The 15,414-nt window shown below is 67.0% G+C and carries 11 protein-coding genes; all 11 read left to right on the forward strand.

Features of this window, described 5'->3' with window-relative positions; all coding sequences use genetic code 11:
- Positions 1–11 precede the first annotated feature (11 nt).
- Complete coding sequence (locus ACEN9Q_RS28420; RefSeq protein WP_495626803.1) at positions 12–1,985, forward strand: type VI secretion system Vgr family protein; 1,974 nt, start codon at positions 12–14, stop codon at positions 1,983–1,985.
- Between the two features lie 7 nt (positions 1,986–1,992).
- The gene (locus ACEN9Q_RS28425; protein ID WP_495626804.1) at positions 1,993–2,889 is read left to right on the forward strand and encodes a hypothetical protein; all 897 of its coding nucleotides are present in this window, start codon (positions 1,993–1,995) and stop codon (positions 2,887–2,889) included.
- A gap of 37 nt (positions 2,890–2,926) precedes the next feature.
- The gene (locus tag ACEN9Q_RS28430; RefSeq protein WP_056448754.1) at positions 2,927–3,805 is read left to right on the forward strand and encodes a c-type heme family protein; all 879 of its coding nucleotides are present in this window, start codon (positions 2,927–2,929) and stop codon (positions 3,803–3,805) included.
- Between the two features lie 13 nt (positions 3,806–3,818).
- Positions 3,819–5,312 carry a serine/threonine-protein kinase gene (locus ACEN9Q_RS28435; RefSeq protein WP_495626805.1) on the forward strand — a complete coding sequence of 498 codons (1,494 nt, stop codon included), beginning with the start codon at positions 3,819–3,821 and terminating at the stop codon, positions 5,310–5,312.
- 57 nt (positions 5,313–5,369) lie between these two features.
- Positions 5,370–6,998 carry a type VI secretion system-associated FHA domain protein TagH gene (gene tagH / locus ACEN9Q_RS28440; protein WP_495626806.1) on the forward strand — a complete coding sequence of 543 codons (1,629 nt, stop codon included), beginning with the start codon at positions 5,370–5,372 and terminating at the stop codon, positions 6,996–6,998.
- A 35-nt stretch (positions 6,999–7,033) separates the two neighbouring features.
- A complete protein-coding gene (gene tssK, locus ACEN9Q_RS28445) occupies positions 7,034–8,365 on the forward strand; it encodes a type VI secretion system baseplate subunit TssK (protein ID WP_495626807.1) in 1,332 nt (443 codons plus the stop codon).
- 45 nt (positions 8,366–8,410) lie between these two features.
- The gene (locus tag ACEN9Q_RS28450; protein WP_495626808.1) at positions 8,411–9,739 is read left to right on the forward strand and encodes a DotU family type VI secretion system protein; all 1,329 of its coding nucleotides are present in this window, start codon (positions 8,411–8,413) and stop codon (positions 9,737–9,739) included.
- A gap of 24 nt (positions 9,740–9,763) precedes the next feature.
- Positions 9,764–13,291, forward strand: coding sequence for a type VI secretion system membrane subunit TssM (gene tssM, locus ACEN9Q_RS28455; RefSeq protein WP_495626809.1), 3,528 nt, complete (start codon positions 9,764–9,766; stop codon positions 13,289–13,291).
- Positions 13,288–13,899, forward strand: a complete 612-nt coding sequence (tagF, locus tag ACEN9Q_RS28460) for a type VI secretion system-associated protein TagF (protein ID WP_495626810.1) — start codon at positions 13,288–13,290, stop codon at positions 13,897–13,899. The genes tssM and tagF overlap by 4 nt, the downstream gene beginning before the upstream one ends.
- A gap of 506 nt (positions 13,900–14,405) precedes the next feature.
- Positions 14,406–14,813, forward strand: a complete 408-nt coding sequence (locus ACEN9Q_RS28465) for an Imm63 family immunity protein (RefSeq protein WP_495626811.1) — start codon at positions 14,406–14,408, stop codon at positions 14,811–14,813.
- A gap of 130 nt (positions 14,814–14,943) precedes the next feature.
- Positions 14,944–15,288, forward strand: coding sequence for a MafI2 family immunity protein (locus ACEN9Q_RS28470; RefSeq protein ID WP_495626812.1), 345 nt, complete (start codon positions 14,944–14,946; stop codon positions 15,286–15,288).
- Positions 15,289–15,414: the final 126 nt, after the last annotated feature.

Genomic DNA, 15,414 nt, shown 5'->3' on the forward strand with positions numbered 1-15,414 from the left:
TCCGCCAGCGCATGCCCATCCTGCCTACCCAAGCCAACCGCGAAGTCGCCGTCAAGACCGTCTACGGCGACGACACGCTGCTGTTCAAACGCATGCAGTGCAGCGAGGCGCTGGGCCGCCTGTCGGAGTTCCGCATCGAGCTCGCGTCCGAGCTCGACGACATCAAGATCGCCAAGGTCCTCGGCACCGGCATGACCGTGAGCGTCGACCTGCCGCAAGGGGGGAAGCGTCATTTCCACGGCATCGTCACGCGCTTTTCCTACCAGGGCTGGCGCGACGGCAAACCGTCGTATCTCGCGACCGTGCATCCGAGCCTGTGGTTGCTGACGCGCGCCACCAACTGCCGCATCTTCCAGGAAAAGAGCGCGATCGACATCGTCAAGGCCGTCACCGGCGCGTACGGCGTGGCGATCGAGGTGGACGAATGCATGCTGGCGGCCACGCCGGCGGTGCGCGAGTACTGCGTCCAGTACCGCGAGAGCGACTTCAATTTCGTCTGCCGTTTGCTGGAAGAAGAGGGCATCTATTTCTACTTCAGGCACGAGGACGGCAAGCACACGATGGTGCTGGCCGATGGCTACGGCGCGCACGTCCCGGTGAGCGGCTACGACACCATCTCGTTCCGCGAAGAGGAAGCGGGGCGCGATCCGCTGCAGGAGGCGGTGACGCTCCTCAACCCGGGCGGCGAGATCCAGCCCAGCGTGATGGCGCTGAGCGACTTCGATTTCGAGAAGGCGTCGGCGAGCATCAACGGCGGCATGCTGGTCAAGTCGACGGTGCCCGCGCCCTTCGAGCAGGCGAGTTACGAACACTATGATTACCCCGGTCGTTACCAGGTGATGGACACCGGCAACGGCTTCGCGCGTGCGCGCATGGAGGTGCTGCACGGGCAGGGCGAGCGGATCGACGCGAGCGGCAATGCGCGCGGGCTGACGACGGGCGCGCTGTTCACCTTGGCCGAGCATCCGCGCGATGACCAGAACCGCGCCTTCCTGATCACGTCGGCCGAGACGGAAATCACGGGCATCGATTACCGCTCGGACGGCGCCGCCACCGGCCTCGATTTCCGCTGCAGCTTCCAGGCGATCGGCAAGGAGCACAGCTACCGTCCGCCGGCGACGGCGCGCAAGCCGTTCGTGCAGGGACCGCAGACGGCGATGGTGGTCGGCAAGGCGGGCGAGGAGATCTGGACCGACAAATACGGCCGCATCAAGGTGCAGTTCCACTGGGACCGCCTGGGCAAGGCGGACGAAGCCAGCTCGTGCTGGGTGCGCGTGCAGCAGGGCTGGGCCGGCAAGGGCTGGGGCATGATGTTCGTGCCGCGCATCGGCATGGAAGTCGTCGTCAGCTTCCTCGAGGGCGACCCGGACCGCCCGCTCGTGACGGGCTGCGTCTACAACAGCGACGCCTTGCCGCCGTACACGCTGCCGGACGACCAGACCAAGTCGACCATCAAGTCGAACACGTCGAAGGGTGGCAACGGCTTCAACGAGATCCGCTTCGAGGACAAGAAGGACAGCGAGGAAATCTTCGTCCAGGCGGAGAAGGATTTCAATCGCGTCGTGAAGAACAACGACACGCTGAAGGTCGGCTTCGAGAAGAAGGACAAGGGCGACCAGACCATCGCGATCGCCAACGACCAGAGCCTCGACGTCGGCAACGACCGCAAGGTGCACGTGAAGAACGACCAGACGGTCGCGATCGACAACAACCTGACGACGACCGTCAAGAACGACGAGACGCGCAAGGTGGACAACAACCAGAGCGTCAAGGTCGGCAACACGATCGTCGTCGAGGCGAATACCTCGATCGAGCTGAAGGTCGGGAGCAGCAGCATCAAGATCGAGCCGGCCAAGATCACCATCAAGTCCGTGGAAATCGCGGTGCAGTCCGACGCCAACATGGAGATCAAGGCGGGCGCGATGATGCAGGTGAAGTCCGGTGCGGTGATGACCATCGAAGGCGCGCTCGTGAAGATCAATTGAGAACGTCATGCGTAACCGTATTCTATTCGCCTGCCTGATGCTGGCGGCCGTCGTGGTCCGGGCCGGGGAGCCCGCGGGCGAAGGCGCGCCGCCAGGGCGGGTACGAGCCGCGCCGCAAACCGCGCCGCGCGCCGTGCTGACGCTGGCCGACCAGCCGCTGCGCCTGATCCGCGGCGCGACCGTGTACAAGGCCGGCAGCGGCGTCGCGGTGCAGAAGGACGACATCCTCGAAACCGGCGACGCCGGGGCACAGGTCGAAGCGGGCGCGGATGCCATCGTGGCGCTCGGCCCGCACAGCCGCGTGCTCGTGGCGGACCTCGCGCCCGCGGCCACGTCGGCCGTCGAGATGGAGCTGCTGCAGGGCTGGATCAAGGTGTACGCCAAGGGCCGCCGCGCGGTCGTCGTCACGCCCGCGCTGCAGGTGGCGCTCGCATCCGGTTCGACGATCGTGCACGCGGGCGGCGGCCAGGACGCCGTGTTCGCGGAAGAGGGCGAGCAGCAGGTCGCGCGCGTGGACGACAAAGGCAAGGCGGGCGCCGCGCTCAAGCTGCCCGCCGAACAATACGCCGGCGTCGACGCCGGCAAGCCGCAACCGGTCGCGGGCCGCCCGCCGCGCGCCTTCGTGGGCGCGATGCCGGCGCCGTTCCGCGACCATCTGGCGCAGGTGCCGGCCGTGAAGAACGCCGGCAAGGTGCCGCCTTCGAAGGAGCGCGAGGCCGATTTCGCCGACGTCGACGACTGGCTGGCGTCGACGCTGCCGGCGCGCCGGCGCTTCGTGGCGCGCTTCAGGCCGCGCCTGTCCGACCCCGACTTCCGCAAGCAGCTCGACCGCGCGCTCGGCCAGAGCCCCGACTGGAAGCCGGTGCTGCACCCGGTCCGGCCGTCCAGCGGTTCGCTGTTCTGACGCCGGACCACACAGAATTCAATCAGGAGAACACATCATGAAACTTTCGATCGCCGCCAAATTCAACCTGGTGTTCGTGTCGATCTTTGCCGTCGGCTTCCTCGCCGCCGGCGTCGTCGCGGACCGCCTGCTCAAGCAGAGCGCGCGCGAGGAAACCCTGCAGAACGCTCGCCTGCTGCTGGAAGCGGCCAAGAGCGTGCGCGGCTACACGGCCAGCCAGATCCAGCCGCTGCTGAAGAACCAGATGAAATTCGAGTTCCACCCGCAGTCGGTGCCGTCGTATTCCGCCGTCGAAAACCTGAACGTGATCTTGAAGTCCTACCCCGACTTCGCGTACAAGGAAGCGACGCTGAACCCGACCAACCTGCGCGACAAGGCGTCGGACTGGGAGGTCGACGTCATACAGACGCTGCGCAACAAGCCGGACATGAAGGAATTCGTCGGCGAGCGCGACACCGCGACGGGCCACAGCCTGTACATCGCGCGTCCGCTGCAGATCAAGGACCCCGTGTGCCTGAGCTGCCACACGACGGCCGCCGACGCGCCGAAGACGATGGTCGACATCTACGGCCCGAACAACGGCTTCGGCTGGAAGCTGAACGAAGTGGTGGGCGCGCAGGTGATCTCGGTGCCGATGGCCGTGCCGCTCGCGCGCGCCAGTTCGATCTTCAAGACCTTCATGCTGTCGCTGTTCGGCGTGTTCGTCGCCGTCTTCATCGCGCTGAACGTGATGGTGCACCTGTTCGTCACGCGCCGCATCAAGCGCCTGGCCTTCGTCGCCGACGACGTCAGCATGGGCAAGTTCGAGGCCGACGAATTCGACGTCAAGGGCAACGACGAGATCAGCGGCCTGGGTCGCTCGTTCAACCGCATGCGCACCAGTCTCGCCAGCGCATTGAAGATGCTGGAAGAGTAACGCAGGACAGCAAATGGCAACAATCGACAAGATCGGCAAGTACCGCATCGATGGCGTGCTGGGCAGCGGCGCCATGGGTGTGGTGTACAAGGCGTTCGACGCCGACATCGCGCGCACGGTCGCGCTCAAGACGATCCGGCACGAGCTGCTGGACGGTTTGCAGGACGGGCTGCAGGACAGCGACATCGTCGCGCGCTTCCGCAACGAGGCGCAGGCTTCGGGGCGTCTCGTGCACCCGAACATCGTGGCGGTGTACGACTTCGGCGCCTACGGCGACACGACGTACATCGCGATGGAATACGTGGACGGCACGTCGCTGAACGCCTTCCTCGTCAAGGACGTGCCGATGGACCTCGCCGCCAGCATCACCTGCATCACGCAGCTGCTGCGCGCGCTCGACTACGCGCATGCGCGCGGCGTCGTCCACCGCGACATCAAGCCGGCCAACATCCTCATCACCGGCGACGCCCAGGTCAAGATCACCGACTTCGGCATCGCCAAGATCGAGTCCTCGACCTTGACGCAGGTGGGCGCCGTGATCGGCACGCCCAGCTATATGTCGCCCGAACAGTTCAAGGGCGAGACGGTCGACGGCCGCTCCGACCTGTTCGCCGTCGGCATCGTGCTGTACCAGATGCTGACGGGCGTGCGGCCGTTCAGCGGGCCGGCGTCGACCGTCATGCACCAGATCATCCACGAGATGCCGCCGCGGCCCAGCGAGCGCCAGCCGGCGCTGCACCCGGCCTTCGACACGGTGCTCGCCAAGGCAATGGCCAAGCGCGTCGAAGACCGCTTCCCGAATGCGCTGGCCTTCCTGGACGCTTTGAGCGCCGCGTACATGCAGCAGACGGGCGGCGTGCCGCTCACCGACGAGGACAACGAACGCACGGTGCTCGCGTTCCAGCGGCCGGCCGTGCCCGAGCCGGCGCGGCCCGCGCATCCGGCCAGCGCGTCGCAGCACGGCAGCATGCCCGCGGCGACGGGCAGCGCGTCCGGCCTCACCGGCGCGGCGCCGCCATGGCTGCAGGGCCTCGCGCCCGAGTTGCAGACGGCGTTGTCGACGCAGATCGGCCCCGTGGCGAAACTGGTGCTCAAGAACGCCGCGCGCGACGCCGTCGACCTGGACGACCTGTGCAACAAGCTGCTGCCGCACATCGGCTCGGACGCTGGCCGCGCGCAGTTCCAGGACAGCATCCGCGAGATCAAGAAGAAGCACGGGCTCTCCACGCTGTCGACGATGAGCGGCCGCAGCCAGGCGGGCGCCGTCCGGACCGGCACCCAGCTGACGCAGATGACGGGCATGCCCACCTTGCTGCAACTGAGCCCCGAGCTGATGGACGCGGCGCAGATGAAGCTGGCCGTGTACGTGGGCCCGATCGCCAAGGTGCTGGCCAAGCGCGCGTCCAAGATGACGGGGAACGTCGACGAGTTCTATCGCCTGCTGGCCGAGAACCTGCCGGACCCGCAGGAACGGGCGCGCTTCCTCAAGGACGTGAGCAAGGGCTGAGTGCTTGGGTTTCAACAAAATGCAACTGTATAATCGTTCGATCATCCCAGGACTCCAATGCCCATCATTCTGAGCGTCTACACGTACCGCAACGCGGCGCCGGCACAGGCGCTGACGCGGCGCTTCGACCGCCTGGGCGGCGCCATCGGCCGCGCGCCCGGCAATGACCTGGTGCTCGACGATCCGGGCAAATACATCTCGCGCCTGCATGCGCGCGTCGAGTACCGCGACGATGCGTTCTGGCTCGTCGACGTCGGCAGCAACCCGAGCCTCGTGAACGACCGCCCGGTCGGCGCCGGCCGCCCGGTGCAACTGGAAGACGGCGACCGCGTCACCATCGGCGACTATCAACTGCTCGCGAGCGTGGAAAGCGAGGCGACGGCGTTCATGCCCGCCGCGCCGGCCGCGGTGGCGTCTCCCTTGCCGACGTCGCCGCTGCAGGTTGCGCCCGCGCCGGCCGCGGTCACGCCCGAGCTGCCCGTGAATCCGGACGATTCGCTGGCCAGCGCCGGCATCCTCGACGTGGGCGGCGATCCTTTGAGCCCCAGCTTCGATCCGCTCGGCCTGAACCTGTTCGGCAGTCCGGCGCCGGCCGCCGCGCCGAGCGTGCCGGCGTGGCGTGGCGCCGAGAGCGACCACGTGCCGCCGGAGCAGTTGCCGTTCGCGCCCCCGCCGCATGTGCCGCAATCCGTTTCGCAGCCCGCGCCGGCATCGCATTTCGCGCCGCCGCCGGTCGTGGCGCAGCCGCAACCGCAAGCGATACCGTCGATGGCGATCCCGGACGATTACGACCCGCTGGCCGACTTTTTGCCGCCGCGCGTGCAGGCGGTGCCGGCGCTGCCGCCCGCGCCGCCGGTCGCGCAGGTGCCGCCCGCCATGCCGACGGACGAGGCCGAGGCGACGGCGTTCGCGCCCGCCGCGCCGGCCGTGATGCCCGTGCCGGCAGCGCCGCCGCCGCTTGCCGAACTTGCGCCCGAACCCGAACCCGAACCTGCGCCGGCCTTCGCGCCACCCGCCGCCGCCGTGCCGCCGGCACCGGCACCGGTGCCAGGGCCAGCACCTGCGGCGCGCGCGGCGGGCGGCAAGGCCGTGGACGATCCCGTGATCCAGGCCCTGATGCGCGGCCTGGGCCTGACGGAACTGAGCACGAAGCGCAGCGCCGAGGAGATCGCGGAAATGGCCGGCGCCATGCTGCGCGAAGCGACGTCCGGCACGATGGGCGTGCTGATGGGCCGCGCCATGACCAAGCGCGAAAGCCGCCTGGACATGACGATGATCGGCGCCGCCGCCAACAACCCGCTGAAATTCTTCCCCGACGCCGACAGCGCGCTGACCCAGATGATGGGCGGGACGATGCCCGGCTATATGGCGCCGCCGCGCGCGTTCGCCAACGCGTTCGACGACCTGAAGGCGCACGAGCTGGCGATCATGGCCGGCATGCGCGCCGCGCTGGCCGGTGTGCTCGAACGATTCGACCCGGCCGCCATCGAGGCGCGGCTGCAGGTGCCGACCGTGATGGACAAGATGCTCGCATCGAGCCGCAAGGCCAAGATGTGGGACCGGATGGTCGAGCTGTACACGCAGATGGCCAGTGAGGCGGACAGCGATTTCCACCGCCTGTTCGGCGAAGCCTTCGGCAAGGCCTACGAGGAACAGGTCGCACTGCTGCGCCAGGCGCGCCGCTGAACTCCAATCAACCGATACTCAACCACTGCCTACGAATGTCCTGGAATAGTAAAGTCATCTGGTCGGAGGGCATGCTGCTGCAGCCCCAGCACCTGCAACAGCACGACCGCTACCTGCACAACGTGATCGAACAACGCGTCGCTGGCGTGCGCGCCTACGCGTGGGGCTTCACGAAGCTGGTCATCGACGAACAGCTGCTGGCCCAGGGCAAGCTCGCGCTGCTGGCGGCAAGCGCCGTGCTCCCGGACGGCACGACGCTGAACCTGCCGCAGGACGGCGCGCTGCCCGAGCCGCTCGACGTCCCCGAGGATGCGCGCGACGCGCTGATCGTGCTGGCGCTGCCGCTGCGCCGCATGGGCATCGCGGAGACGAGCGACGGCACAGGTCTCGACGACTTCGCGCGCCACCGTCCCGTCGATTACGAGGCGATGGACAGCAATGGGCTCGACAACAGCGCGCTGATGCAGGTGGGCAGCCTGCGCCTGCGCGTCGCGCTCGAGAAGGACGTCGCCAACGCCTACACGACACTCGGCATCGCGCGCGTGATCGAGCGCCGGCCTGACAACCGCGTCGTGCTCGATCCGTCCTACTGCCCGCCGTGCCTGGACTTCCGCGTCGCGCCGCGCCTGTCGTCCTTCGCCGACGAATTGGTGGGCCTGTTGAACCAGCGCGCGCAGGCGCTGGCGGGGCGACTCAGCCAACCGGGCGTCGCCGGCGCCGCCGAGATCGCGGACTTCCTGATGCTGCAACTCTTGAACCGAAGCCTGCCGCTGTTCGGCCACCTGGCCGGCATGACGGGCCTGCATCCGGAACGCCTGTATGCGGAACTGGCCCAGCTGGCGGGCGAACTGTCGACGTTCAGCCGCCCCGATAAGCGCGCCGTGCCTTATCCCGTGTACCGCCACGACCGGTTGAGCGAGAGCTTTGCGCCGCTGATCGAGGACGTGCGCGCGGCGCTGTCGCTCGTCGTCGATCCGCGCGCCGTCGCGCTCACGCTGGAAGAACGCCAGTTCGGCATCCGCGTCGCCGTGGTGCCGGACAAGGAGCTGCTGCGCGCCGCGACGTTCGTGCTCGCGGTGAACGCGCACATGCCGCCGGAGGCCGTGCGCAGCGGCTTCCCGGCCATGGTCAAGATCGGATCGATCGAAAAGATCCGCGACCTGGTCAATCTGCAGCTGCCCGGCATTGCCCTGCGCGCGCTGCCCGTGGCGCCGCGCCAGCTGCCGTTCCACGCCGGCTACACCTATTTTGAACTCGACAAGACCGGCGAGCACTGGGCCCAGCTGCAGAATTCCGTCGGTTTCGCGATGCATATCCCGAACGAGTACCCGGGGCTGCAAATGGAGTTCTGGGCAATCCGCAAGTAATCAGGAGGACCGCTCGAGCGGTCCCACGAACCAGGAGGACCGCACGTGAGCGATCCCACTAACCCGATGCAGGACCCCGACCGCACCGTGCTCGTGCCCGCACCCGGCGGGCGCCGCACGGCGCCGTCCCAGCCGCCGGCCACGCCGGCTGCGCCAGGTACTACACCGCCGCCGCGTCCCGCGCCAGGCGACGCGCCGGCCCAGCTGCACGGCGCGGGCCTGAACCCGCTCGTGCGCGCCGCGAATCCGCTGCTCGACCTCGTGCCGCCGCTGCGCCGCATGGCGTCGCATCCGGACGTCGAGGCGCTGCGCATGCAGCTCATCGGCGCGATCAAGACGTTCGAAGCGTCCGCGAAAGCCGCGCACGTGGAGCACGACCAGATCGCGGCCGCGCGCTACGCGCTGTGCACCCTGCTGGACGAGACCATCTCGTCGACGCCGTGGGGCGGCGGCGGCGTGTGGGCCAGCCGCAGCCTGCTCGTGGCCTTCCACAACGAAGCGTTCGGCGGCGAGAAATTCTTCCTGATCCTGCAAAAGCTGTCGCAGGCGCCCAAGGCCAACGTCCATGCGCTGGAGCTGATGTATCTGTGCCTCGCGCTCGGCCTGGAAGGGCGTTATCGCGTGATCGACAACGGCCGCAGCCAGCTGGACGCGCTGCGCGAACGCCTGCAGCAGTTGATCGCCCAGCAGAAGGCGCCCGTCGAGTCCGAACTGTCGCCGCACTGGAAGGGCGCCACCGGCAAGGGCGAGCCCTTATGGCGCATGGTCCCCGTGTGGATCATGGCGGCCAGCGCCGCCGTCATCCTGATCCTGCTGCAGCTCTTCCTCGGCCACCGGCTGGGCAGCGCATCCGATCCGGTGTTCGCCAACCTGCTGTCGCTGAAGACGGCGCCGCCGCCCGTGGCCACGCCGCCCGCACCGGCGCCGACCGTGCCGCGCCTGGCCGGCTTCCTCGCGCCCGAGATCGCGCAGGGCCTCGTCACCGTCGTCGACAGCGCCGACCGTTCCGTCGTCACGCTGCGCGGCGACGGTGTGTTCGCGTCGGGCAGCGGCGACGTGTCCGGCGCCTATCTCGGCCTCCTGGGCCGCATCGGCGACGCACTGAAGACCGTGCCCGGCAAGGTGATCGTCGTCGGCCACACGGACAACACCAAGCCCGGCCTGTCGGCGCGCTTCCCGTCCAACTACGAACTCTCCAAGGCCCGCGCGACCGCCGTGCGCGACCTGCTGGCCGAACGCGCCGGGCCGGAATCCCGCTACAGCGTGGAAGGCCGCGGCGACTCGGAGCCGCTCGCGACCAACGACACGCCGGCCGGCCGCTCGCGCAACCGCCGCGTGGAGATCGTCCTGCTGACGCCCGCCGCGGCGAACTGAGACCAACACGAAAACTGACACGCAATGAAAAAGTTCTTCACCTGGCTGATCAAGCCCGCCGTGCTGGCCTTCCTGGGCGTGCTGCTGCTCGCGCTGGTCATCTGGTTCGAGGCGCCGCTGGTGTCCTACGACGGCCATTATCCGTTCGCATCGGAGACGGTACGCTGGACCTTCATCCTCATCTTCTTCGCGGTCTGGGCCGGCTGGCTGGGCTGGCGCTGGTTCAAGGCCTGGCGCGCCAACCGCGCATTGATGAAGAGCGTGGCCGGCGCGGATGAACAGCCCGCCGCCGCGGCGCCGCCGGAAGGCGCGGCCGAAGTGGCGCAACTGAACAAGCGCATGCAGGATGCCATCGCCATCCTGAAGAAAACCAAGACGGGCGGCAAGGGCGGCCTGTACCAGCTGCCGTGGTATATGTTCATCGGCGCGCCGGGCAGCGGCAAGACGACGGCGCTGACGCAGTCCGGCCTGAAATTCCCGCTCGCCGACGCGCTGGGCAAAGGTGCGATTGGCGGCGTGGGCGGCACGCGCAACTGCGACTGGTGGTTTACCGACGACGCCGTGTTGCTCGATACGGCTGGCCGCTACACGACGCAGGACAGCAATGCCGGCGCCGACAAGGCCGCGTGGACCGGCTTCCTGCAACTGCTCAAGAAATACCGCCGACGCCGACCGATCAACGGCGTCATCGTGACCGTGCCCCTGAGCGACCTGCTGCAGGACACCGACGCGGGCCGCCAGGCGCAGGCCCAGGCGCTGCGCGACCGCATCAAGGAACTGCACGACCAGCTGGGCGTGCGCTTCCCCGTGTACGTGCTCGTGACGAAGTGCGACCTGCTGGGCGGCTTCGTCGAATACTTCGAGGGGCTGGGCCGCGAGGAACGCGCGCAGGTCTGGGGCATGACCTTCCCGCTGCAGGACGGCGCCGACGGCGACGCCGCGCTGGCCGCGTTCCCCGCCGAATTCGAACAGCTCGAACAGCGCTTGCAGGAACGCGTTCTGGCGCGCATGCAGCAGGAGCGCGACCCGCACAAGCGCGCGCTGATCTACAGCTTCCCGCAGCAGTTCGCCGGCATCCAGGACGTGTTGAAACGCTTCCTGGACGACGTGTTCGCGTCGAACCGCTACGAACGCGAGGCGCTGCTGCGCGGCGTCTACTTCAGCAGCGGCACGCAGGAAGGCAGCCCGCTCGACCGCGTGATGAGCGCGATGGCCGCCTCGTTCGGCCTGGAGCGCCAGGCGCTGGCGCCGAACGCCGCCAGCGGCCGCAGCTACTTCATCACGAACCTGCTGCAGCAGGTGATGTTCCCCGAGGCCGAACTGGCGGGCGTGAACCATGCGCTGGAAAAGCGCCGGCGCATGCTGCAATGGGGCTCGGTGGCCGCCATCGCCATCGTCTTCGTGCTGCTGGGCGCCGGCATGATCACGAGCTATGTGCGCAACCGGGCGTACGTCGCCGACATGGAAGCGAAATCGGCCGCCATCGCCAAGCAGGTGGCCGCCTTGCCCGCGCAGGGATCGACGGTGCAGCTGCTGCCCGTGCTGGACGCGCTGCGCACGCTGCCGGGCGGCTACGACGATCGCGACAAGGGCGCGCCGTTGTCGATGCGTTTCGGCCTGTACCAGGGCGACAAACTGGGCGAGGCCGCGCGCATCGCCTACCGCAAGGTATTGCAGGACACGCTGCTGCCGCGCCTGCAGCAGCGCATGGAAGACCAGTTGCGCCGCAACGGCGCCAACAGCCCCGAGTACCTGTACGAAGTCCTGCGCGTCTACCTGATGCTGGGCGACGCGAGCCGCTTCGAGGCGGAGTCCGTCGCGGCGTGGGCGGCGCTGGACGACGCGCGCAACCTGAAGGACGCGAGCGACGACCAGAAGCAATCCCTGGCCGCGCACGAGCTGGCGCTGATGGAAAACTTCCGCGACGGCCAGGCGATGCCGCGGCTCGATCCGCAGCTGATCAGCGATACGCGCCTGACCCTCGCGCGCATGCCGCTCGAACAGCGCGTCTACAACCGCCTGAAACGCCAGCTGATGCGCGAGAAGCTGCCCGAGTTCAGTCCCGCGAGCGCGGGCGGGCGCGAGGCCGCGAACGTCTTCGTGCGCAAGAGCGGAGAGCCCATCACGCGCGGCGTGAACGGCATGTTCTCGCCGGCCGGCTACGCCAAATTCCTCGCGATGAGCGACGAGGCGGTCGACGACGTCGAGAAGGAACGCTGGGTGCTGGCGCAGCAGGAAGCAACGCAGGCCGGCAACCGCGACCAGGTCCGCCAGGCCGTGCTGCGCCTGTATTACGACGACTACATCGCGCAGTGGGACGCGCTGCTGGCCGACGTGAGCCTGCGTCCGTTCGGCACGCTGGAACAGGGCGCGCGCATCACCAACCTGCTGTCCGGCGCGGATTCGCCGATGCGCAAATTCCTCGTCGCGGCCAGCAAGGAAACGACGCTGGGCGGCACGAAGACGCCGCTGGCGGCGTCCGTGACGGCGGCCGTCAAGGGCAAGCTGGACGCGTACAAGAAGAAGCTGGAAAGCGCGATGGCGAGCAGCGACGACAGCGCGCCGGCGGCCCCCGCGAAGTCCGCGAACCCGGTCGACGCGCACTTCGACGACCTGCACAAGATGACGGCGGGTACCCCGTCGCCGCTGGACCAGACGCTGGGCATGCTGAAGGACGTCGCCGTCTACCTGGACAGCGCCGCCGCCGCCAAGCGCACGGGCGCCCCGCCGCCGCCGGGCGACGCGCTCGCCAAGGTGAAGCTGGAAGCGGACGGCAAACCGGCGCCGCTGGGCACGATGCTGAAGTCGATCGACAGCGGCGGCGCGGGCCTCACGTCCGGCAGCGAACGCGAACGCCTGAACGCCTTGTGGACCGCGGGCCCCGCGCAGTTCTGCCGCCAGGCCGTCGCGGGCCGCTACCCGATCGTCAAGTCCGCCGCGCAGGACGTCACCGCCGACGACTTCGGCAAGCTGTTCGCGCCGGGTGGCCTGATCGACGACTTCTTCGCGAAGAACCTCGCCCAATACGTCGACATGGGCGGCGCCCAGTGGCGCTGGCGCGCGACCGCGAACGACAGCACGCTCGGCATCCCGCAAGCCACGCTCGACGCATTCCAGCGCGCCGCGAAGATCCGCGACGCGTTCTTCGCGAACGGCGGCCGCCAGGCGTCGATGCGCTTCGACCTGAAGCCGGTGTCGCTTGATCCTGCGATCACCAAGTTCGTGCTCGACATCGACGGCCAGGTCTTGAGCGCCACGCCGGGCGCGTTGACGCCCGCATCGTTCCAGCTGCCGAGCGGGAAGGGCGGCGGGCAGGTGCGTCTCGACGTCACGCCCGCCAGCGCGCACGGCACGCTGCACACGGAAGGGCCGTGGGCGTGGTTCCGCATGCTCGACAAGGCGACCGTGGTGCCCACGGCGCAGGGTGAACGCTACAACGTGACGTTCGACGCCGACGGCCGCAAGGCCGCGCTGGAACTGACCGCGAGCAGCGTCGTCAACCCGTTCCGCCGCGCCGTGCTGGAACAGTTCCGCTGCGTGGACAAGCTGTGACCGGGTACTTCGGCAAAGTCTCCACGCTGGGCGACTTCGTGTCGCGCGGGCTGCCCGACGGGCTGGTCGCGGCGTGGGACGCGTGGCTGCAGCAGTGCATTCACGCGAGCCAGCAGCAGCTTGGGGATCAGTGGCTCGATCACTATCTCACCAGTCCCGTGTGGCGGTTTGCGATCTCGCCCGGCGTGCTCGGGCCGGAGGGACTCGGGGGTGTGATGATGCCCAGTGTGGATCGGGTCGGGCGTTATTTTCCGCTGATGATAGCCGCCGTCGGGGCGCCGCCGTTGCTGGACTGGTTTCACAAGCACGGTGCGTGGTATGACGCGATCGAGGATCTGGCGCGGGCGTCGCTGGATGCGGCGTTCAGGCTGGCGCAGTTTGATGAGCTGCCGGGGCCGGCATTGATTGATGCCGCACAGGCCGCGCCTGCCGACGGGGCGTGGCGGTTTGCACTGGACGAGGGTGTCGGCGAACGCGTCGCTGCGGTTGCGTTGCAGGGGCATAGTTTGTGGTGGACGGACGGGGCGCCTGGGGTGGCGCCGTCGATGCTCATGTGTGCTGGGGTGCCCAAGGCGCAGCGGTTTACGGCGATGCTGGATGCGCGTTAGCGTCGATCGAAGCAATATACGTTGGATGTAGTGCTTGCTGAAGGGCGCAATCGGCCAGGAGCGGACTTTGCTGAGCAACCTCTTTCCCAACTTGAACAGGGTGATCGCTTATGGCAGACAGGCGTCGGGTAAACGATGCGCTTGGGGGCTTTCACGAGTGGGGGCGACCTTGGGAATACATTCACGCTGTGCTTGTGCATCAGGGGCTTGAGAGCTCGGATATACAGACCATTAACGAACTCTGGGCCGAGGTAACTGATGCGAAGTACTGGCGGGAACCGAGTTTTCAAACTTCTGATGCACTGATTCGTCAGGAGTTAGAGCGGACGTATCCGTGGTTGAGTAAGGGCGCGGTTGACTCATTGATTCGTGGCGCGTCATACGAGTGGAAATAGAAAACTTCGTCCGCTTCGAGTCGAAAACTGCCGTACACTGAACAGCAGCAGTCGGCCAGAAACGAACCTCTTGCGATCATCAAAACGACCTGTTACGGAAAACGACCTACGATGGAAAAACTGTCGCTATCCGGTCTTGAGGCCGAGTTTCGTTCATTGGCTGAGCAACTGGATGTAGAGCCGTACTACAAGGCATTTCATACGTCTCCGCAGCATGATGGGGCTCCCCATGTTGAGATGAGGTCCGGAAAGTTTGAGTTCGTGGTAACTGAGCGTGGCTCGGAGCTTGAAAGGATATCGGGGCTTGACAATGATGAGGTTCTGTACCTGCTTTTTGCGGGGATCACCTCGATCATGGCCACTTCGTACGAATTACGCAATCGAAAGCCGACTGGTGATGGCAGGGCTGTGTGGTTCCCATATCAAGAGAAGTTAATGGCAGAATTGAGACCATCTTGGGGATTACGGCTGAAAGCAGAGCACGAACAAATCCTGCAGAAGTTCCCGTTCGGGCAATGACACTCGTCCTCGGTCGGAGAGAAAACAGTCTGCTGCACTTCATATGGTGAACGTCTGAAATGGGTCGGGTCCGGCCGGTCGGCCGAGATCGGCCAGCAGCGGACATCATTACCGAAGCGAGCCATCGGACATGCAAATCACAGTTATTCCAACGGAGCCCGAACTTCGGCTGGCGGCGCAGCGCGCCTTGCTGGATGAAGTTCCGCCACGCCTGAGATCCGTGTCGTTCGATATCGCTGACGATGGGCGGTTACGCGGGCGTTTCGAGTTCGATGGCGATCCGACGGACGAAGAACGGGAATGTGCGAGCGTTGTTATGACAAATATCCTTGCGACGCTCAGCCCTACTATTTCGTTTGCGGAAGACTTCGCGTCCAACCCTTTCCCCCAACGGCGCAATTTCCTGCCCATTCTTGTCTATGCGCGAAACGAAGATGCATGGAATAGCTGGACTGCCAGCTATGGAAATGAATAATCGAACGACCGCGTCGGGCCGATCGCAGACGATCGTAACACCCGCGACTTCTCCATCGTGGCAAACTGTCATCCTGAACAGAATGACCGGATGCGCTCAGAAGCAGCCGTTATGCAGGAGCTAAAA

The sequence above is a fragment of the Massilia sp. Masssp93 genome (assembly GCF_059491295.1).

Bases quoted from the DNA above. Each gene is read 5' to 3' on its own strand.
- ACEN9Q_RS28420 (WP_495626803.1), top strand. From the start codon at position 12: ATGCCCATCCTGCCTACCCAAGCCAACCGCGAAGTCGCCGTCAAGACC.
- ACEN9Q_RS28425 (WP_495626804.1), top strand. From the start codon at position 1,993: ATGCGTAACCGTATTCTATTCGCCTGCCTGATGCTGGCGGCCGTCGTG.
- ACEN9Q_RS28430 (WP_056448754.1), top strand. From the start codon at position 2,927: ATGAAACTTTCGATCGCCGCCAAATTCAACCTGGTGTTCGTGTCGATC.
- ACEN9Q_RS28435 (WP_495626805.1), top strand. From the start codon at position 3,819: ATGGCAACAATCGACAAGATCGGCAAGTACCGCATCGATGGCGTGCTG.
- tagH (WP_495626806.1), top strand. From the start codon at position 5,370: ATGCCCATCATTCTGAGCGTCTACACGTACCGCAACGCGGCGCCGGCA.
- tssK (WP_495626807.1), top strand. From the start codon at position 7,034: ATGTCCTGGAATAGTAAAGTCATCTGGTCGGAGGGCATGCTGCTGCAG.
- tssM (WP_495626809.1), top strand. From the start codon at position 9,764: ATGAAAAAGTTCTTCACCTGGCTGATCAAGCCCGCCGTGCTGGCCTTC.
- ACEN9Q_RS28465 (WP_495626811.1), top strand. From the start codon at position 14,406: ATGGAAAAACTGTCGCTATCCGGTCTTGAGGCCGAGTTTCGTTCATTG.
- ACEN9Q_RS28470 (WP_495626812.1), top strand. From the start codon at position 14,944: ATGCAAATCACAGTTATTCCAACGGAGCCCGAACTTCGGCTGGCGGCG.